The 18,821-nt window shown below is 58.7% G+C and carries 18 protein-coding genes and 1 tRNA gene; 10 read left to right on the forward strand and 9 right to left on the reverse strand.

Annotated elements, in window-relative coordinates:
* Positions 1-32 precede the first annotated feature (32 nt).
* The 4 genes from ACQ4MM_RS15270 (at position 33) to ACQ4MM_RS15285 (ending at position 4,082) form a co-directional block, all read left to right on the forward strand.
* Positions 33-452: a cupin domain-containing protein gene (locus tag ACQ4MM_RS15270; protein WP_431478142.1), complete on the forward strand. Its 420-nt coding sequence runs from the start codon at positions 33-35 to the stop codon at positions 450-452.
* A 107-nt stretch (positions 453-559) separates the two neighbouring features.
* A complete protein-coding gene (locus tag ACQ4MM_RS15275) occupies positions 560-2,743 on the forward strand; it encodes a TonB-dependent receptor (protein WP_431478143.1) in 2,184 nt (727 codons plus the stop codon).
* A 128-nt stretch (positions 2,744-2,871) separates the two neighbouring features.
* Complete coding sequence (locus tag ACQ4MM_RS15280) at positions 2,872-3,969, forward strand: DUF4034 domain-containing protein (protein WP_431478144.1); 1,098 nt, start codon at positions 2,872-2,874, stop codon at positions 3,967-3,969.
* A 37-nt stretch (positions 3,970-4,006) separates the two neighbouring features.
* A tRNA-Asn gene (locus ACQ4MM_RS15285) sits at positions 4,007-4,082 on the forward strand.
* Between the two features lie 110 nt (positions 4,083-4,192).
* Here ACQ4MM_RS15285 and ACQ4MM_RS15290 read toward each other — a convergent pair.
* The 7 genes from ACQ4MM_RS15290 to ACQ4MM_RS15320 all read right to left on the reverse strand — a co-directional run bounded on the left by ACQ4MM_RS15290 (position 4,193) and on the right by ACQ4MM_RS15320 (position 9,558).
* Positions 4,193-5,548, reverse strand: a complete 1,356-nt coding sequence (locus tag ACQ4MM_RS15290; protein WP_431478136.1) for an IS4 family transposase — start codon at positions 5,546-5,548, stop codon at positions 4,193-4,195.
* Between the two features lie 321 nt (positions 5,549-5,869).
* Entirely contained in the window at positions 5,870-6,157 is a 288-nt protein-coding gene (locus ACQ4MM_RS15295) for a hypothetical protein (RefSeq protein ID WP_431478145.1), read from the reverse strand.
* A gap of 137 nt (positions 6,158-6,294) precedes the next feature.
* Positions 6,295-6,570, reverse strand: a complete 276-nt coding sequence (locus ACQ4MM_RS15300) for a DUF6881 domain-containing protein (protein WP_431478146.1) — start codon at positions 6,568-6,570, stop codon at positions 6,295-6,297.
* 90 nt (positions 6,571-6,660) lie between these two features.
* Positions 6,661-7,176 carry a hypothetical protein gene (locus ACQ4MM_RS15305; protein WP_431478147.1) on the reverse strand — a complete coding sequence of 172 codons (516 nt, stop codon included), beginning with the start codon at positions 7,174-7,176 and terminating at the stop codon, positions 6,661-6,663.
* Between the two features lie 636 nt (positions 7,177-7,812).
* Positions 7,813-8,244, reverse strand: coding sequence for a DUF695 domain-containing protein (locus ACQ4MM_RS15310; RefSeq protein WP_431478148.1), 432 nt, complete (start codon positions 8,242-8,244; stop codon positions 7,813-7,815).
* An 80-nt stretch (positions 8,245-8,324) separates the two neighbouring features.
* Positions 8,325-8,690: a hypothetical protein gene (locus ACQ4MM_RS15315; protein ID WP_431478149.1), complete on the reverse strand. Its 366-nt coding sequence runs from the start codon at positions 8,688-8,690 to the stop codon at positions 8,325-8,327.
* A 454-nt stretch (positions 8,691-9,144) separates the two neighbouring features.
* A complete protein-coding gene (locus ACQ4MM_RS15320; protein WP_431478150.1) occupies positions 9,145-9,558 on the reverse strand; it encodes a GNAT family N-acetyltransferase in 414 nt (137 codons plus the stop codon).
* A gap of 150 nt (positions 9,559-9,708) precedes the next feature.
* Here ACQ4MM_RS15320 and ACQ4MM_RS15325 point away from each other — a divergent pair, with 150 nt between their 5' ends.
* Positions 9,709-10,470 (forward strand): hypothetical protein, encoded by a 762-nt coding sequence (locus ACQ4MM_RS15325; protein ID WP_431478151.1) that lies wholly within the window; start codon positions 9,709-9,711, stop codon positions 10,468-10,470.
* Here the strand turns inward: ACQ4MM_RS15325 and ACQ4MM_RS15330 are convergent, their stop codons facing one another.
* Together ACQ4MM_RS15330 and ACQ4MM_RS15335 are read right to left on the reverse strand one after the other, a co-directional pair.
* Complete coding sequence (locus ACQ4MM_RS15330) at positions 10,471-11,325, reverse strand: alpha/beta hydrolase family protein (RefSeq protein ID WP_431478152.1); 855 nt, start codon at positions 11,323-11,325, stop codon at positions 10,471-10,473.
* Between the two features lie 87 nt (positions 11,326-11,412).
* On the reverse strand, positions 11,413-11,940 hold the full coding sequence (locus ACQ4MM_RS15335) for a TetR/AcrR family transcriptional regulator (protein WP_431478153.1): 528 nt from the start codon (positions 11,938-11,940) through the stop codon (positions 11,413-11,415).
* A gap of 96 nt (positions 11,941-12,036) precedes the next feature.
* Here ACQ4MM_RS15335 and ACQ4MM_RS15340 point away from each other — a divergent pair, with 96 nt between their 5' ends.
* The 5 genes from ACQ4MM_RS15340 to ACQ4MM_RS15360 all read left to right on the forward strand — a co-directional run bounded on the left by ACQ4MM_RS15340 (position 12,037) and on the right by ACQ4MM_RS15360 (position 18,820).
* Positions 12,037-12,651 carry a serine hydrolase gene (locus ACQ4MM_RS15340; protein ID WP_431478154.1) on the forward strand — a complete coding sequence of 205 codons (615 nt, stop codon included), beginning with the start codon at positions 12,037-12,039 and terminating at the stop codon, positions 12,649-12,651.
* 10 nt (positions 12,652-12,661) lie between these two features.
* Positions 12,662-13,555 carry a hypothetical protein gene (locus ACQ4MM_RS15345; RefSeq protein ID WP_431478155.1) on the forward strand — a complete coding sequence of 298 codons (894 nt, stop codon included), beginning with the start codon at positions 12,662-12,664 and terminating at the stop codon, positions 13,553-13,555.
* 198 nt (positions 13,556-13,753) lie between these two features.
* Positions 13,754-15,586 (forward strand): DUF6351 family protein, encoded by a 1,833-nt coding sequence (locus ACQ4MM_RS15350; protein ID WP_431478209.1) that lies wholly within the window; start codon positions 13,754-13,756, stop codon positions 15,584-15,586.
* Positions 15,583-17,796, forward strand: a complete 2,214-nt coding sequence (locus tag ACQ4MM_RS15355; protein WP_431478156.1) for a DUF748 domain-containing protein — start codon at positions 15,583-15,585, stop codon at positions 17,794-17,796. The genes ACQ4MM_RS15350 and ACQ4MM_RS15355 overlap by 4 nt, the downstream gene beginning before the upstream one ends.
* Positions 17,699-18,820, forward strand: coding sequence for a DUF748 domain-containing protein (locus ACQ4MM_RS15360; protein ID WP_431478157.1), 1,122 nt, complete (start codon positions 17,699-17,701; stop codon positions 18,818-18,820). Before ACQ4MM_RS15355 ends, ACQ4MM_RS15360 begins: the two co-directional genes overlap by 98 nt.
* Position 18,821 lies beyond the last annotated feature (1 nt).

The raw sequence follows: 18,821 nt of genomic DNA on the forward strand, positions 1-18,821 counted from the left end.
TATCATGTGGCATATACCAACCGGAGACAGCCATGAAAAACTTCGCAGCCGTCGTTGCCGTGCTCGCCATCTTCGCTGCCCAGCCTGCCTTTGCGCTGGAGCAGTCCGCTTCCGTCAAAGTCACCAAGCTGTTGCAGTCGCCGTCCAGCTGGAATGGCGCTGCGCTGGCCTACCCGAACGGGCAGGCGGAGGTCACAGCGTTGCTGGTCGAAATTGCACCTGGCGGCGAAACCGGATGGCACCTGCATCCGCTGCCGTCGTTCGGTTACGTCCTGGAGGGCGAGCTGGAAGTGAGCCTGAAAGACGGTACTGTCAAGCGTGTGGTGGCCGGGCAGGCGCTAGCCGAAGTCGTGAATACCCTGCATAACGGCCGCAACGTGGGCAATGGGCCGGTCAGGCTGGTGGTGTTTTATGCGGGCGTCACTGGTAGCACACTGACGATCAAGGAATAGTGCTTGAATCTTATAGTGGGTATATAATGCGCGCTATTTTGCGGCAGCAGACCGCAACCTGTGGGGAGAATAGGGGACATCCATCAAACCGCCCACAAGGAAAGAACATGATGAAGTTGTCCAAGATGCACGTGCTGGTAAGCCTCGCTACCGTGCAGATGGCCGCCATGGCCCAGGAAGCAACCCAGGCCCCATCCGGCCAAATGGAAGTAGTGACCGTTACCGCGCAGCGCCGCGCCGAGAATATCCGCGACGTGCCGGTGTCCGTGTCCGCGTTCAAGGCCGAGAAGCTGGACATCCTGTTGTCCAGTGGCCAGGATATCCGCGTCCTGGCAGGCAAGACTCCATCGCTGAACGTTGAATCGTCGACCGGCCGTGTATTCCCGCGCTTCTACATCCGCGGCTACGGTAACGCCGACTTCGCCGTGTTCGCCTCGCAGCCGGTTTCGCTGATTTATGACGACGTGGTGCAGGAAAACCCGATCCTGAAGGGTTTCCCGATGTTCGACCTGGCCAACGTGGAAGTGCTGCGTGGCCCACAAGGCACCCTGTTCGGCCGTAACACCCCGGCCGGCGTGGTCAAGTTCGAATCGGCCAAGCCAAACCTGCGCGGCGTGGACGGCTTCTACAACGTTTCCTACGCAAGCGACGCCACCGTCAACGTGGAAGCAGCCGCCAACGTGCCGCTGTCGAAAGAGTGGGCCCTGCGCGTATCGACCCTGCGCCAGCACCGCGACGACTTCGTCGACAACACCTTCACCGGCGAGAAAGACGCGCTGGAAGGCTACAACGAACACGCAGAACGCGTGCAGGTGCTGTACCAGCCGAACAGCGTGTTCAACGCCCTGTTCAACGTGCACCAGCGCCAGACCACCGGCAGCTCGCGCCTGTTCCGCGCCAACATCATCAAGAAGGGTTCCAACACCTTCGCCGACGGCTTCGATCCGGAAAAGATCGCCATCAACGGCCGTGAAGACCAGGAACTGAAGACCCAGGGCGCCAATGTGCGCATGAGCTGGGACCTGGGCGCGCACAAGCTGTACTCGATCACCGGTTACGAGACCGTGGCCCGCTACAACTCGCGCGGCGACATCGACGGCGGCAACCCGACCAACGCACCAGCCGTGCCGTTCCAGGTTGCGACCGGCGCCTTCGTACCGGACATCAAGCAGTACTCGCAAGAGTTCCGCGTAGAGTCCAAGTACACCGGCCCGATGAACTGGCAGGCAGGCGTGTACTACTTCGACGAGAAGGCAGTGGCAGGCCAGGATAACTTCAACGTTGCCGGCGACCGCACCTCGCGCGTGAAGTCGCAGCAGAAGAACGAAGCCTGGGCGATGTTCGGTTCCGTGAACTACGCCGTGACCGACGCGTTCACCGTACGCGGCGGCCTGCGCTACACCGAAGACAAGAAGGACTTCGACACCCTGGAAACCAGCGGCACCGTGCTGGTTGGTCCCAAGTCGGTTTCCGAGTCCAAGGACAAGTTCAACTGGGACCTGAGCGGCACCTATAAGCTGAACAACGACGTCAGCGTGTACGCCCGCTACGCCACCGGCTTCCGCGCGCCATCGATCGCTGCTGCTTCGACCTCGGTGCCGATCACCGTGGCTGACGCCGAAACCATCACTTCGATCGAAGCCGGCGTGAAGGCCGACCTGTGGAACCGCCGCGCACGCGCTTCCCTGAGCGTGTACGACTACGACGTGAAGAACCAGCAGCTGACCGTGGTGGGCGGTAACACCAACGTCACCAAGCTGATTAACGCTGCCAAGACCAAGGGCCGCGGCATCGAAGGCGAGATCGAAGGCTTCATCACCAACGACTTCAAGATGTCCGCCAGCGCTTCGTACAACTTCACCGAGATCCGCGACCCATCGCTGTCCGTGAACAAGTGCGCGCAGTGCACCATCCTGGACCCGGTCAACTCGTCCGGCCGCGTGGTCATCGACGGCAACGCGCTGCCACAGGCTCCGAAGTGGATCATCAACCTGAACGCCCGCTACAACTACCCGCTGGCAGAAGGCAACCTGTTCGTCGTGACCGACTGGTCCTACCGTTCGAAGGTGAACTTCTTCCTGTACGAAGCAGTTGAATTCACCGGCGCTCCGCTGACCGAAGGCGGCCTGCGCGTAGGCTACAACTGGGCCGGCGGCAAGTACGAAGTCGCAGCCTTCGCACGCAACATCACCGACCAGCGCCGCATCACCGGCGCCATCGACTTCAACAACCTGACCGGCTTCGTCAACGAGCCACGTCAGTTTGGCGTGCAGTTCAAAGGTTCGTTCTGATCCTGGGGTGAGGGCGCCGCGCAAGCGTGCGGCTCTCGCCTTGAAAGCGGCCTGCGGGCCGCTTTTTTTGTTTTCGAAAAGGATGAGATAGTTTAATCTGGCCGAACGCCATCGCAAGGAGCCGCCAGATGAATCTGTTCGCCAGCCTTTTTTCGATTGCAGCACTGTGTGCCGTCAACCTGGCCTGTAGCGCCGCCCCCGCACAACAAAAATCACTATTGCCGAAACCGGATTTGCCGGGCATCCCAATGAACGCGCCATGCAGGGACGACGTGGTTGCCAAAAACTGCGAGATGGATACCATCATCTGGCTACGGGGCATGCCGCTGAAGGCGATGTGGCATCAGCGCGATTACCAGCGACTCGACCAGGTCCTTCTGGCCTTATGCGCGGAGGACACTCGCTTGCCGGACGGGCAGCCTGAGTTGATGGTGTTCTCACGGACCTTTGTGACCCTGATTGGCACTTTGAAGGACTGGAATGGCCTGGGCGCTTTGCTGCGCGAGTGGCGCTCCAAAGCGCCTGACTCGCCAGCGCAGGCCCTGATTGAAACCATGTACTGGCATGCCTACGCATGGCACGGCCGTGGCGGCGGGTATGCCCAGAGCGTGCCGCCGGAAGCCTGGGACCTGTTCCGTGAACGCCTGGCCAAGGCTTCGGCGCGATTGGCGGAAATCAAGGCGGTCGCAGGCAATTGCCCTTTATGGCATAGCTTGAATATCGAGGTCATGATCGATTCAAGTGCGCCACGAGCCCGGCTGAATGGCGCTTATGAGGAGGCGGTCAAAGCCTTCCCGGCCTCACAGCAAGTTCACTTTGCGATGTCTCGCTCCAAAGAGCCCAAATGGGGAGGGGAGCCGGGTGAATACGAACGCTTTTCGCGCCGGGCGGTCAGCCTGTCGCAGCGGGACGAGGGCAGCGCCTTGTATGCTCGCCTGTTCTGGATCAGGGACTGCAATTGCGAGGATGCAGTTGGCTTCGGGCGGCCTGGTGATCCGGATTGGAAGCTGATGAAGGCAGGTTTTGAGGATATGCTGCGGCGCTATCCGGACCAGGTCCATAACCGCAACAAGTTCGCTTCATTCGCTTGCCGTGCCAATGACCGGGACACTTACCACAAGCTGCGGCGCGAATTGGGCGATCAGATTCTGGATTCGCTGTGGGCCGATTCGTGGAAAGTCGAGGTCTGCGACCGACGCATGGAGAAAAATGATGGCCGGGACTAGGCAAATGGAAAATGAGCCGATATAATTCGGCCTCTTTTCCCTGATAGCTCAGTCGGTAGAGCGACGGACTGTTAATCCGCAGGTCCCTGGTTCGAGTCCAGGTCGGGGAGCCAGAATTCAGCAGCATGCCAAGAACCCAGCCCTAACCCGGTTGGGTTTTTGCTTTTCAGGGCCTGTTTATTTACGCATAGTGGGCCGTGGTGAGGCGCTTGGTGGCACCTCGTTATACACAACTCGCCTGCTCACGTCGGCGCAGTAGGCGTATTGTTTTGACGGCGACATAAACATCCTGCAGTCCCAGCCAGATGGTTTTAACACCCGGCTCCCCATCGCCTTTGCGCGCCAGGAAGCCGCCGAGGCAAGCAATCTGGCGCAAGACCTCGTTCAGGCGAGGCGCAGGCGGTGGCGTTTTCTCGCGTAGCAAATAGGCGGCCTCGATTTCGTCCGGATCAAAGAACAGGGTGGCATCGAGATCAGGACAAGTGCGCCCCAGGCGCATCAAATGCGCGATCCGCCAGGCCACCACCAGATACAGCGCCAGGGCGCGTTCGATGCGCTCGATGGCACCCAATTGCAGCGCCTCGACCCGGCAGGCATTCTTCAGCACATTGAACAGGATCTCAATCTCCCAACGTGCACGGTACCAATCAATCAGTTCGACCACGGCCGCGGCCGTTTCGGCGTTGCGGTTAGTCAGCAGCCGCCATTCGATTGGCTTGGCGCCGCTCGGTGCGTCGTATTCGCGGGCGATGAGGCATGTGGCGCTGACCTGGTTTCCTTTGCCTGCTGGCAGTTCGATATGCCGTACCCATAAGTGCTGCCGCACCGTGCGCGCCTTCACGCCATGCCGGGCGGGCATGGCAAACTCGATTTGCCCGATCGGTTCGCCAGTACAGGTTTGCTGCCACAATTTATCCCCATCAGGCAGGCAGCGATTGTGGGCTGCACGCACCAGCCAATCGACAGGGGTGTGCAGTGCCTGGGCGCGCATCATCAGCGGCAGCATGTCCGCTTCACGGTCGGCCACATACACCAAGCGTGTGTTCGGCAGTTGCGGCGCCAGTTCGGCCAGCCGGTCATAGCCTTCGATCCAGCGCAGGCTTTCCTTGGGGCCGCCGCGCAACCCCGATGCATCTTTTTTCTCGCGGGCCCACATCCAGCAATCGAGTATGCCCAGTGGTTCGCGCTGGGGAGTCACGGCATAAGTCGGATGCAGATACATGCCGCGCTGGGCTTCGTAGGAGAGCGGCCCCAGGCCGCTTGCCTGTTGTCCGTTGAAATCGAGCTCCGTCGTATCTTGCAAGCACAGCACGGTTTGCTGCTGGCCCATGCGCTCCTGGGTTTGCTGCCAATGTGGCGCGAGGATCGCGCGCCAGTCTACGCCCTCATTGTCGAAAAAACGGTATGCCGCCACCGTTTCACCCCAGCCGTTGCAGGCTTTCGGTACACTTGCTGTCGGCTCAGCCGCCAATCGCTCCATTAATATCCTCGCTCGCTTATTCCGGCGCGCATCGCCCAGATCAAGTTGCTTGAATTCCGTTTCCGTCCATGCGGTCGATCTGCTTGCCGAGTGCGCCATGCAAAAGACGAGAGTAAACGCGATATCTGCGCCGTTTACAAGGGCTGCGCTAACTTATTGAATGTAAACGGGATTTTTTGACGACTGGCCAGTGAGGTTGGACTTGTGTATAACGAGGTGGCTTGGTGGTGGGGAATGGGGAAGCCATGGGGCGGGGCCTCGTGGGCGCAGCGGGACAGCTTTGCAGATTCAGCCCTTGAGCCAGACATCGGGACTATCGGACTCTTGGAGTGGTTTTTAGCAAGAGGCTGTTATTGCTCAGCGGCGTGAGGAACGGGGCATCGGCGGCCGTAGCGCGTCCGCTGGAGCGGAAGATTTGTTTTAGCCAATACATACACCGCCGGCATCGCCAAAGGACTGCGCAAGTAAAACGGCTGTCCTGATGTTGTTCAGCCTGAAGCGCCAGAACTCGCCAAATTCATTGCTAGAAAGAGTCGACAACAACTTCTCGATCTCAATCAACAACATGCAGAGGTCGGATCCGCGCACATCCAGCATGGCGCAACCATCCAATTGAGGTAACAACTCTAGACCAAATTCATTTCGCGTCGCTCCGTAAAAATCACGACGCGCCGATTCAAAGCCAGCGAGATTCGATTCCAGTTCCAAGCTATGTTCGTTGCCCGTGACGTCAACGTAGAATGCATCAACAGACAGTGACATGAGAATCTAACGTGTTATATATCGCAAGTTGGCAATATAACAGGGCGGCTGCTAATGGCCGGTAACGGCGCGCTATAGAGTGACTACTCAACAATGGCAGTCCATAGTGCATCGAAGTCGGCCTGAGATATTTCCTTGCCCTCGAAGTCTTCCAAACCGACTATTTCACTAATCGACGGAACAGGAACAATGCCTAGCTCGACGCCAAGTTGAGATGCGGTCGCACACGCAAAGCCTACACTGCCATCTTGGAAAAACTCCAGCTTCCGTATCTCATAGTCATCAGAATCAATTTCTGATACAAGGCGGATCGGGTATTTCGGGTCGTGGTGCAACCACATTACGTCGATGTAACGCATCGTTGACTTCCTTTGGATCGGTAGCGTCTGGCCGATTGTACGCGCTCACCTCGCCGACGCATCCGCCCCTTTGCTGAAGCTCGAAGATTTCTAAGATTCGTAATTCAGTAAAAACAGCCCAGATCTAGTCGCCGCATCAAAGACGGGCTGGGCACCTTCCCTGGTTATGAAATACAAGATGTTTGTGTCATCCCAACCTGCAGCGTATATACAACCAAGTTCCGGTAGAATCAGGAACTGCGAGGGAGACTTTCTCGCATTGAACTTTGAATGTTTGATCAAGCCATCTCGAGACGTGTAGCGCTTCAGAACCAATTTAGCTTTGTTTGGCCAGCGTCCTCGATACCGAACCGTGAAAGCCGGAGTAGTATCAAAAACTGCTGCCCAATGATTCTCCAACTTTCGGTCGCGATTGACTCGCTCCGGGCCATTAAAGCAATCCATCAAATGCCACTCTGATTCATCACGGAGCCAATGATCAAAGATGGAAATTGCGACCTTTTTCATTCCGCCATCGGAATCTCTTCCCAATACTTTTTCCAAGAGCGGAAATTGCCGATGAATGGCTTGAGCTTGCGCGTCGGAGACACGCGACAATATTTTCATGGTGGGGGACTTCAAAGAAACTTATATCGATTCGTATGGGTCGGTGCTAAAGGCCGGCACTAACCTGTGTTTTTCCAGATCTGCTCCTGTATGTCAAACGTCAAAAATGGCGAGCCTTGGGAGCCTTCTGGGGTAGTGGTCGCGCTGACACCAACAGCATTCGATGCCCCTGCAATAAACTCCAATAGCGCCATATGTTCGGCCTCTCCATGGATCTCGCACGGATCAACGTCTATCCTGATAGGCGTCCGCTAGTGGCCCAATTTGACCAGAGCCTGATCAATCTTCAAACCAATGTTTTCGCATTTGACTAAGGAACTCGGTCGTCACAGGAAATCCAGAACTGGACCCAATCACCGAGTCGATCCCGCAGTTTGGGCACAATGCTGTCGTCCCGGCATCAAGATCCAGCTCAGGCGGCGTGCCTTCCGGCCAATCAACCCAGTCTCGAATTTCACTCGGACTAAAGTTCGCGAGGCAATGAAAGCACCCGCATCGGCTACTACCGATTATTTCAGCGCGATGCCGCGAGCTATTTTTATGTGCAGCGAGAATGTCGTTCATTGCAAGGCTAACAGATGATTTTGAAAAGCGGCCGCTCTTGGCAGCCGATTCCGACCGCCTCCCCTGCTAAGATTAATGCTCAGCGGGAGCCAAGTCATCGTAGTATGACCAATCAGGATCGTCCTGGGAGTGAATCTCCAATGGATAGCGCTCCTGCTCCTGCGGCATATCTGTCAACCGCTGCAAAAACAGCTTTGGCTGCTGAAGATAGAAAACGAACTCTCGCTCGGATCTTCCGGTAATAACTGCAACAAGCCAGGCGGATTCGTCTTTTTCTACGGCCGCAACAAGTCGATTCTCGAATGTTTCAAGACAGGCGGCTTCATCCGAACTTGGAAAGCCATTGTCGTCCGGCGAGCTCAAGGACCAGAAAACATTGAGCCGCGTCGGGTACTCATTGCGGGCGGTGGGCTGAGGGAACTGTCTGCGCCGAACGAAGAACGGATACTCTCCAGTATGCCCCTCGGCAAGTGTCCAGCCTGCATTATCAGAAGATTCAAACATTTAACGTCCTCAAGAAAATGTGCACATCTATTTAACGAATGGCTGCAACTGGCCGTGCAGGGTCATTGCCAAGCAAGAGACTAATTGGACTTGTCATAACGTTCTTTAATTTTCTTAAGCGCGGCCTGCTCGGCTTTTTCAATGGCTTGCTGGCGGAGAGTAGATGGTGGTTTTGAATCTGATCTTGTATGGGACCAGAGCAAAACAAAGCCGACGATCAGTGAGGCGCTAGCAATGAGCAGAGCACTACCCCATAGCAAATGCCACCATTTGATTACGGGAATTTTGCTGGCATGCTCCGCATTTACTTTGGCGCGAAAGGTTGATGAAAAAAGATATCGCCAGGGTCGAGCGCTCGCAAGAAGAATGTATATGCACATCTCCAAAGCGAACGAAACCAGCGGGACTATGATTTCGGCGAGAAACGATGAGGCAGCTGTGACCACGATGGACTCTACACGACGAATTTTGGCAATATAGCATGTCATCGTGCGATAAGAAAACGGACGCTTTTGGCGACGTCAGCCTGTGGCCAAGAGGATATCGTTCTTGCTAAGTTGGAAAATACAAGGAATCTCACGCGACTATAGTCCGCCTGCCTCTGCTGCTGCGATGTCCCCAAAGGGACCAATTTAGAGTGCCATGGTGGCCTCGCCGAATGCCCGCTTGGAACGCCGAACTGTAAATCCGCAGGTCCCTGGTTCGAATCCAAGTCGGGGAGCCAGATTATAGAAAAGTCCAGCCCTAACCGGTTGGGCCTTTTGCGTTTCAGGGGCAGCTTATTTGCGCATAGTGGGCCGTGGTGAGGCCGTCGGCAGGTGGGGATGAGACGCCGTCGGCGGCGAATTTTTTCTCAATCATGTGATTTTCCTTTTGTTTGCTGATCGAGTCCTCACTTGCCTAGAACTCGCGCCGATACCAAAAACAGTCGGGCAGTGCTGCCATGCCGATGCGCTGGTAGAAGGGCACCGCTTCAGGCACTGAACTGAGTATGAGACTGACGGTCGGACCGAGGTGCGCGCGCATTTCTTCGATCAGGCGCATACCGATACCTTGTCCTTGCACCTCGTCGCTGACCGCAAGGTCGGACAGGTAGCAGGCAAACGAAAAGTCCGTCATGGCACGCGCGATACCGACCAGTTTCCCATTCATGCGCGCTGTCAGGATCAGGTTAGCGTTGGCCAGCATCGCACCCAGGCGCGCGGTGTCGTCCACCGGGCGGCGGCGCCCCAATCCAGATGCCATCAAAAGATGGCGGAATTCGTCGACGCCGACGACTGCTTCAACAGAGTAGCTGATGGGAGAGGGATTCATGCGTCGGATTTTACCAAATTGGCAACTCGCATCAGTCCGCAGTAAGAGTGCGGACGCTGGCGTCTTTATGTTGTGGGTTCATTGCAACCTGATGCTTCATGGTAGCGAATATAATGTTGCAATATTAGAAATTAAGATGGGGTTCCAGGAATGTCCGTTGCCAAAGCTGTCCTCTCTGTCCTGTTAGTGTTTGCGAGCCTGAACGCGCAGGCAGATACCTCAATTCGCAGCGTTGCCGTACTTTCCTTGGCCGGCAACAGCTTAGCGCTGCATGTGCAGCGGCATCAGGTTGGAAGCCGGACCGACAGTGCACCGGTCGAAGTGCGTCCGATTGACGACCCTGTGTTTGATCAGGTGGCGATCATTGCGGCGCGCTCGTCGCTGCTTAAACTGCTGCCGGATGCGAAGCTGAACCTGATGACGACGCAGGACAAGGGCCTGTACAGCGCCCAGAACGACTTGTTCGAACATCCCGAGCAGCATGTGGACGACCGCGAGTACCTGAAGACCCTGTTGAAAGAGCAGGGCGTGAGCCATGCCATCGTCATCAGCAAATTCCGTGGCGTCGCTGCGATCAAGCTGGTCGACGCGACGGTAGGAAGCGGCGCGCTTGAGGGGCTCGGCTTCTATGTCGACGACATGATCGAGACCCTCAATCGCCGCGACGACACCCGGTCGCGTGGCATGGTTGCGCCGTTCGCTTATGTGCGAGTACGCCTGGTGGAGGCGGAATCCTTGAAAGTGGTTGGCGAAGGGACCGCAAAGCAGTCCTTTGTCATTGCGCACCCATCGGCCGATTCTTCGGGCATGGACACCTTCAACAAGATGACTGGTGCGGACAAGATCAAGCATGTCCGCACGGCGCTTGAATGCGCCATGGAAGCGATCTTGGCGGGCGTGCTGGCGCGGTAATCAGCAATGCTGGTCGAGCCACTCGCCGACCAGCGGCCACAGTACTCTTTCCTGGTGCGAGCGGAAGAAGCCGAAGTGGCCGATGCGTTCCTGGTTGAAGGTGCCGGGGTTGAGGACCCGGTAGTCGACCTTGGCGTTGGTGTAGGCCTGATGCAGCATGCGCGAGCCTGATTCGCGCAGCAGTTCGTCGTCGCTGAAGGTGAGGCCGAGCACCGGGAAGCTGGCGCTGGCATACGCTTCGCGCGCACCCGGTTCTCCGGTGAGCAGGTAGTCCGGCGTGAGGCACCAGCGGCGCCACTGCATCATTGCGCCGCGTGGAATGTCGCCAAGGATGCCAAGACGCTTGCCGGGGAAGTAGCCGAGCAGCCTGCATAGCAGAGGCGTCAGAACGTACCACAACAGCGGTGCGGTACGCTGGACGCGCGGATGGTTGTGGCGTGTGGCGCCGCTGCCAACGGCAATAATGATCAAGCCCGCCACCTTGTGAATGGATGGCAGCAGCGGCGCGGTTTGGCCGCCCAGGCTGTGGCCGAGCAAGAACAGCGGCAGCGCGGCATCCTGCAGCGTGGCGTGCTGCACCATTGATTCGAGATCGACGGCAATCCAGGTGGTGATGTCGGCTTTGCAGCGGCGCAGCGGACCCTCGCGCGATTCGCCCATGCCGCGATAATCGAAAGTCCACACGCGGTAGCCCAGGCTTGCCAGGAATGCGGCGAAAGTAGCGTAGAAGCCTTGGGGAATTGCCATCCCGGGCGCTATCACTACCTGGGCTCGTGGCGGGTGCGAAGGCTCGTGGCGATAGGCTACAAGTTGCTGGCTGTCCTGGATTTGCAGTGTGAAGCGGGTGGCGCTCATGGTTTTGACCCTCCGTATGAGATGCCGGTGTGGGCCGGATTGGTGGCGAGTGTGCGCCAGGCGGCGCTGCTCAATTCATCGATGGCGCTAAGCGGGTTGAAAGCGATGCGTCCACCCAGCCAGTTGCGCGCCAGTTCCTGCGAGGGGCCGAGCAGCAGGGGGGCCATAAAGTTCGAGCGGCAGCCGGCGCAATATGCCTTGCTTGAACCAGGGCTTCAGTTTTTCGAAGACTTCCTTGAAATGCGCCGCAGTGCGCTGGCGGATGGCGTCGTCATGCTCGGCGCTGACGGCCTGGCGGCGCGCGAACAGGAAGCGCGCCATGTCGGGCTGCTCCACGACCCAATTCAGGTGGGTGCTGACAATCGCGTGGATGGCGAATTCGGCGTTGCCGGCTTGGGCCACGTTTTCCTTGATCTGCTGCCAGTAGCTGTCCAGCCCCTGCGCGAACAGGGCGGCGGCGATGCCTTCCTTATTACCGAAATGGTGATAGATGCTTCCCACCGACGCCTGGCTACGCTGGCGGATGTCTTCGATCGAGGTCGCCTCGATCCCTTTTTCGCAGAATACGGCGAGGGCGGCGGACAGGATGGCGGATTTTCGGTCGACTTGTGTCATGACTAGAATACTGTTCTAGAATGCTATTCTAGTCAAGTTTCTTTGTTTCGGGTTAAGCTCAGCGACATGAAAGAGACTAGAAACCACGTCCTTGGCATGCTGGCCATGATGATCGGCTTCGCCTGCAGTTCCCAGGCGTGGGCAAGGGATGATTGTTCCGAGGGTTTCCTCAATCCGCAGAACCGTAATCCTCACAACACGGCTAATGCAGCCCCGGCGCCATTTCCGCTGAGGCATGGCGTGGCGCTAGGCGAGGTTAGTTACAAGCTGCGCGACGATCCGAACACTTATTCGCTCGAACAGTATTTGACGAAGTTTTGCACCACAGGTTTTCCAGTCCTCAAAGACGACCAGATAGTCTTCGAGCGCTATCTGCAGGGACGCAAGCCAGGCGATGGCCTGCTGTCTGCCTCGATGTCGAAAACAATACTGGCCTTGCTGGTGGGCGTCGCCATCAAGGAGGGCAAGCTGGCGCTGGACGAACGCATTTCGGCAGTTTTTCCTGATTTCAAGGACAGTGCATTTGCCGATGACACGGTCGAAGACCTGCTGCGCATGTCCTCGGGAGCTGCGCTGTTCAATTCTTTTGAACCGGGTGTCGATACGCATAATCGCGCAGTCAACCCGCTTATCATGAACCAGGGCCGCGGCGATGGTAAAGAGGTGGTTCCCGCCACCTGGATTGCGCGCACCTTAAGTGCGCCACGTTAAGGGTTGCACCATGTTTTTCAGCCTGCTGTTCCTGGGCCTGTTGATGATGCAGGCGGTGGCTGCAAATCCTGCAAAGGCGCCGCGGGAGGTTGTATACCCTCGCCCCGAGTCCGAGCATGACAGCCGCTACCTGTATGACTGGGAGGTGTTGCGCACGGCGCTCGAGAAGACGCGTGCCAGTTTCGGTCCCTATGAGTTGCGCCAGGCCAGGCAATATATGTCGCCGGCGCGGGTGACTGCCGAAGCAGCGGGGGCGGGCGACATCAACGTCTTTGTACGCGCCACGTCGGCGCAACTTGAGCAGCAATTCCGTCCAGTGCGAATCCCGGTGGACCGTGGCCTGATCGGCTATCGGTTGCTGCTGGTGCGCCATGAAGACTTACCCAAGTTTGCCAAAGTCAAATCGCTCGACCAGTTGCGCGGCTTTAGCATTGGGCAGGGCAAGGGCTGGGTCGATGTCGACATCCTGCAGGCCGGCGGTTTCAAGGTGGTGGAGGGTAATAATTACGACGGCTTGTTCTCCATGCTGGAGGTAAAGCGCTTCGATGCCCTGTCGCGCTCCGTCGATGAAGCCTACAGCGAATACGATGAACGGCACCAGAGCTTCGGTTTTGAGGTGGAGCCGGGGATCGCACTCTATTACCCGCTGGCGCGCTACTTCTTTACGCGCCGCGACGCGGCAGGGGAGGTGTTGGCGAAGCGGCTGGAGGCGGGCCTGGAGGCCATGGTGCAGGATGGTTCGTTGCAGGCGCTATTCATGACTTACAAAGGGGCCCTGATCAAGCGTTCCGGCCTGGCGCGCCGCCGCCTGTTCCGCATTCCCAACCCCGACCTGCCGCCGCAAACACCGTTGGCGCGCAGTGAACTGTGGTATCGGCCGCAGGAGTTGGCGGGCAAGCGATAGGCACGACCGAGGCAGTCGCGTTACACTGCTTGCCAAGGAGGAGGCGCCATGAGAGCTTGGATACTGGCCGTTCTAGCGGCTATCACCCTGGCAGGATGCAGCACCCCGCAACAGCAGGTGCAACCGCAGCAGGACCTGACCCTGCACCCGCGCGACCATCAACTACAGCACCAGCAGCAGCCCTTTGTCTGCCGGACCATGGAATCGGGTCTCGGCCAGCCTTTGGTCGATAACCATCAAGGCATCGGGCATCCGGTGCGCGATGACAACGGCAAAGTGGTCGGCTATAGCAGCCAATGCGCCATCAAGGCGCGCATCCAGCATTTCTACTTCACCGGTGCGGGTTTCAAGCAGTTCGATATCGAGCATGGCTATAAGACGCCGCCGGCCGACATGAAGACGCTCGTCGTCAATGGAGCGACGATACCGTTCGTGGTGCGTGTGGAGGCTGGAACCATCAACCGTTTCATCTACACGATTGCGATGCTGGAGCGGGCACCGTGGAACCGCAAGCTGGTCTACTGGATGCGCGGTGGTGTCGGCATCGGCCACCAACAGGGTACTGCCCTGTGGTTCAACGACAAACTGAATAGCTCGGAGAAACAGCTGATGCCCAAGCTGCTGGCGGAGGGCTATGCGGTTGCCAGCTCGTCCGGCAATGAGAGCGGGGTTCACTACAATATGCGGCTGGCCGAGGAGACGGCGGAACAGACCAAGGCTTATTTCACCGGGAAGTATGGCAAACCGCTTTATACGATCGGCATCGGGGGCTCGGGCGGGGCGGTACAGCAGTATATGTTCGCGCAAAACCATCCGGGGCTGCTCGATGCGGGAATTCCGGTGCAGTCGTTTCCTGACATGGTGACGCAGTCGATCCCGATCTCCGACTGTCCCTTGCTTGGGCAGTACTTCCGTGACGAGGTGGCGCGCGATCCGAAATCGCCGTGGGCGACTTGGAGCCGCCAGTCGCTGGTGCAGGGCATGAATGCCAGCGATACCGCGAAAAATCCGTTCACTGGCAGGGCCGGTACGACCGAATGCATCAACGGCTGGCGCTTTGCGATGCCGTCGGTGCTGAACCCGCTTTTTCGCGACAGTAAATTCGACAAGGCCATCACCTACTACGGCTATGCGCCGGCGGCTTTCACCAAGGTAAAGTGGACGCACTGGAACGACCTGGAAGAAATTTATGGCACGGATGCCGAAGGCTTCGCGCCGATCCCGCTCGACAACGTGGGCGTGCAGTACGGGCTTGCGGCGCTGGCGTCGGGCAAGCTCGATGCAAATGAATTCCTGCGGCTGAATGCCTGCGTCGGAAGCTGGAAGGAGCAACGCGACTTCGTGCAGTACAAACTCGATAGCGATCCTTTCGATTCGGTGAATATGCATCGCAGCGCGACTTGCCGCGAGCCGGCCGGCACTCCGGCGCCGCGGCGCGAGGGCGATCAGAAGGCGATTCGCGCGGCTTTCGACTCCGGGCATGTTTTCACCGGCAAGCAGCTTGGCATTCCGATGATCGACCTGCGCCCCTATCGTGAGGCGGAGCTGGACATGCATAATGCGCGGCAGGCCTTCTCGGTTCGCGCGAGGCTGCTGCAGGCCAATCCAGGCGAGGCAAAGCGGCAGGTTGTCTGGTTTGCAAAAGCGGATGCCGACTTGTCGGTGCAAGTGATGAAGGCGTTGTCGGTGCTGGACGAATATCTGGCCACCGGCAGCGCGCCGACGGACTTTTCCGACCGCTGCGTGGACAGCGCCGGCAACGTGCTCGCGTCGGGCTCAGACGCCTGGGCCGGCATCCTGGATGGCGGCAAGCCTGGCGCATGCACGCGGGCGTTTCCGATCCACAGCAGCCCGCGCATGGTGGCGGGCGAATCGATCCGTGGCGACACCTTCAAATGCAAGCTGAAGCCCCTCGAGAAGGCCTATACTGACGGGACTTACGGGCCTGCGGTGAGCTTCAATGATGCACAAAAAGCATGGTTGTCGCGGATTTTCCCGCAAGGCGTGTGCGATTACAATAGCGGGTTATGAAGATCCCACCATTGAAATATCTTGTTCCCGGCACCCTGGCCGGGCTGCTGCTGGCCTACACCGGCATCGGCTTTCTTGCCGTACCGGCCATCGTCAAGTCGCAGGCGGCCAAACAAGCCTCGGAAAAACTGCATCGTCAGCTCAGCATTGAGGAAGTCTCGTTCAACCCATTCACGCTGGCCGCCTCGGTGCGCGGCCTGAAGATGATGGAGCAGGATGGCAGCACCGTGTTCGCCAGCTTTGACCGGCTGGGCGCGGACTTGTCGTGGCAGTCGGTGACGCGCATGGCGCCCGTGGTGCAGGAAGTTCGCCTGACCAAGCCTTATGTGCACCTGGCGCGCAATGCCGACAACCGTTACAACATCGACGACATCCTGAAACTGATCGCCAGCCAGCCGCCATCGCCTGAACCGGCGCGCTTCTCGGTCAACAATATCCAGCTTGAAGACGGCAGCCTGTCCTTTGAGGACAAACCTGCCGGCGTGACGCATAAGGTGAAGGACCTGAAACTGGGCCTGCCGTTTGTATCCTCGCTGCCGGCGGACGTGACGATCTTCGTTGAGCCGCTGTTCAGCGCCGATATCAATGGCGCGCCGCTGCTCTTGAAGGGCAAGGCACGTCCGTTTGCGGACCCGAAGGATTATGCGCTGGACCTCAAGCTGGATAAAGTCGACCTGACCAATTACCTCGGCTACCTGCCGTTCAAGCCGGGCTTCAAGCTGCCGTCGGCCCATCTGGAAGCGCGGCTCAACCTGACTGTGGTGCAGCCTAAGGAGAAACCGGCATCGCTGGTGCTGGGCGGGGAGGCGACCTTGTCCGGCGCGCAGTTGCAGCAGCTGGATGGCACACAGATTGCCAAGCTGGATGCCTTGAAGGTCAAGCTGGGCAAGCTGGATCTGCTGGCGCAGCGGTTCGAGATTGCGAAAGTCGGCATCGATGGGCTGGAGCTGGATGTCAAACGCAGCAAGGACGGGGTATTGAACCTGGACCAGTTGGTTCCTGACGCTGCGCCTTCGCCTGCGGCGGCAGCGACGCCTGCAGCCAAGCCTGCAGGCGTCGGCCCGGTCGTGCTGTTGAAGGAACTGGCCATCAACGGCGCAGCCCTGCGCTATGCCGATGAAACGCCGCAGGGCAACCTGCGTGCCGACCTGGCGAAATTCGGGGTGCTTGTGCAGGACATCGCTTTCGATGGCGGCAAGCGTACGCTGGATATTGCTTCCGTCACATCCGATAGTGCGGAAATCGATGTCCATCAGGGCAAGTTGGCGGACAAGCCTGTCAGCGCCAAGCCAGCCGCCAAGCCAGACGGCGAAGAGCCGATGCAAATCAAGGTCGGCAAGCTGGAGATCAGCGACTGCGAGGCGAAGCTGCGGGAAGACTTCCGTGCCCAGCCGACCATCTTCAAGTTGTCGCCGCTGGCGCTGACCGTTGAAGGCTATTCCAACGCGCCCGGGGCGTCTGCCGAGGTGGCGCTGAAAACCGCCGTCAATAAAGGCGAACTGGAAGTCAAGGGCCAGCTGGCGCCATCGCCGCTGAAGGCCGACCTGGCCCTGGACCTGAAGAATTTCGACCTGCTGCCCTTGCAGCCCTATGTCACCGATTACGTCAACCTGCGCCTGCTGCAGGCAGCCGTTTCCAGCAAGGCGCAGCTGCGCCTGGAAACCGGCAAGGACGGCGCCGTGGGTGGCGGTTTCAAGGGCGACGTCAGCGTGAACCGGCTTTCGACCGTCGACAAATCGAGCTCGAACGACTTCCTGAGCTGGAAGTCGCTGGCCTTCGGCGGAATGGATGTGAACTTCAAGCCGTTCTCCCTGAATGTTGACCGCGTTGCGCTGGACGACTTCTTTGCCCGCGTCATCATCGACCCGAATGGCCGCCTGAACGTGCAGGACGTGACGCGCAAGGAGGGCGAAGAGGGCAAGAGCCTGACCGAAGCCGGGGCGCGTGCGCAGGCCGTCAAGGATGCCAAAGCCAAGGATGTGGCGCAGGTGGCGCCATCGCCAGCGGCCACGTCGGCGGCCACCTCAGCGGCGCCGAAGGCGGCTCCGGCAAAACCTGCCGAAGCGCTGCCGCCGATTCGCATCGGTAAGGTTCTGTTGTCGGGCGGGCGGGGTGCGCTTTACCGACAACTTCATCAAGCCAAACTACACGGCCAACCTGAAAGAGCTGGGCGGTACCATAACCGGCCTGTCGTCCGACCCTGCACATAACGCAAACGTGGACCTGCGCGGCAACGTCAGCGGCGCGCCACTGCTGATTGCCGGCCGCGTACATCCGCTGAAGCAGGAGCTTTCGCTTGACTTGCGTGCCGAGGTGCGCGGCATGGAACTGTCGCAGCTCTCAGCCTATGCGGACAAATATGTCGGCTACGGCATTGAGAAAGGCAAGATGACGTTCGAGGTAGCCTATGCGCTGGAAAATCGCCAGTTGAAGGCAGAGAATCGCCTGGTGCTCGATCAGCTCACCTTCGGCAAGGAGAGCACCAATCCGGATGCCACCAAGCTGCCGGTTAACCTGGCCGTGGCCTTGCTTAGCGACCGCAATGGCGTGATCGACATCAATGTACCGATTGGCGGATCGCTGGACGACCCGCAGTTCTCGCTGGGCGGCATCATCCTGAAGGTGATTGGCAACGCCATCATGAAGACCGTCACTTCGCCATTCGCCCTGATTGGTTCCCTGTTCGGCGGAGGCGAGGAGCTGTCGATGCTGGAGTTCGACCAGGGTCGTTCGGCGTTGCTGCCGGCATCGGAAGGCAAACTGAAATCGCTGGCCAAGGCGTTGACCGAACGTCCTGGCTTGAAACTGGACATCACCGGCCGCTTCGACGATGCGGCGGAAGCGGATGCGCTCAAGCACGTGGCACTGGAGCGCAAGCTGCGCCAGATCAAAACGCGTGACCTGCAGTCGCGCAGCAGCGAACTGCCGGCAGGTGGTGTCGTGGTGGCGAAGGAAGAATACGCGGCGCTGCTTGAGCGCGCATACAAGGACGAAAAGTTCGTCAAACCGCGCAATGCCCTGGGCTTCGCCAAAGCTCTACCAGCGCAAGAAATGGAAAAGCTGATGCTGGCGAATATCACGCTTGACCAGGACGATTTCATCACCCTGGGCAATCGCCGCGCGCAAGTGGCCAAGGATTGGCTGGTGGCGCACGGACAGGTGCCGCCGGAGCGCATCTTCCTGGTTGCACCTAAAGCCGGTGCTGCGGGACGCGCCGAATTCGCCTTGCACTAGG

It is taken from the genome of Massilia eburnea (assembly GCF_050709955.1).
In the GTDB taxonomy this organism is placed as follows: domain Bacteria; phylum Pseudomonadota; class Gammaproteobacteria; order Burkholderiales; family Burkholderiaceae_D; genus Rugamonas; species Rugamonas eburnea_A.

Coding starts and splice junctions, on each gene's coding strand:
- ACQ4MM_RS15335 (WP_431478153.1), bottom strand. CDS start 11,940: ATGACACAAGTCGACCGAAAATCCGCCATCCTGTCCGCCGCCCTCGCC.
- ACQ4MM_RS15305 (WP_431478147.1), bottom strand. CDS start 7,176: ATGAAAATATTGTCGCGTGTCTCCGACGCGCAAGCTCAAGCCATTCAT.
- ACQ4MM_RS15345 (WP_431478155.1), top strand. CDS start 12,662: ATGTTTTTCAGCCTGCTGTTCCTGGGCCTGTTGATGATGCAGGCGGTG.
- ACQ4MM_RS15275 (WP_431478143.1), top strand. CDS start 560: ATGATGAAGTTGTCCAAGATGCACGTGCTGGTAAGCCTCGCTACCGTG.
- ACQ4MM_RS15310 (WP_431478148.1), bottom strand. CDS start 8,244: ATGTTTGAATCTTCTGATAATGCAGGCTGGACACTTGCCGAGGGGCAT.
- ACQ4MM_RS15300 (WP_431478146.1), bottom strand. CDS start 6,570: ATGCGTTACATCGACGTAATGTGGTTGCACCACGACCCGAAATACCCG.
- ACQ4MM_RS15355 (WP_431478156.1), top strand. CDS start 15,583: ATGAAGATCCCACCATTGAAATATCTTGTTCCCGGCACCCTGGCCGGG.
- ACQ4MM_RS15340 (WP_431478154.1), top strand. CDS start 12,037: ATGCTGGCCATGATGATCGGCTTCGCCTGCAGTTCCCAGGCGTGGGCA.
- ACQ4MM_RS15320 (WP_431478150.1), bottom strand. CDS start 9,558: ATGAATCCCTCTCCCATCAGCTACTCTGTTGAAGCAGTCGTCGGCGTC.
- ACQ4MM_RS15270 (WP_431478142.1), top strand. CDS start 33: ATGAAAAACTTCGCAGCCGTCGTTGCCGTGCTCGCCATCTTCGCTGCC.
- ACQ4MM_RS15325 (WP_431478151.1), top strand. CDS start 9,709: ATGTCCGTTGCCAAAGCTGTCCTCTCTGTCCTGTTAGTGTTTGCGAGC.
- ACQ4MM_RS15280 (WP_431478144.1), top strand. CDS start 2,872: ATGAATCTGTTCGCCAGCCTTTTTTCGATTGCAGCACTGTGTGCCGTC.
- ACQ4MM_RS15350 (WP_431478209.1), top strand. CDS start 13,754: ATGGAATCGGGTCTCGGCCAGCCTTTGGTCGATAACCATCAAGGCATC.
- ACQ4MM_RS15290 (WP_431478136.1), bottom strand. CDS start 5,548: ATGGCGCACTCGGCAAGCAGATCGACCGCATGGACGGAAACGGAATTC.
- ACQ4MM_RS15330 (WP_431478152.1), bottom strand. CDS start 11,325: ATGAGCGCCACCCGCTTCACACTGCAAATCCAGGACAGCCAGCAACTT.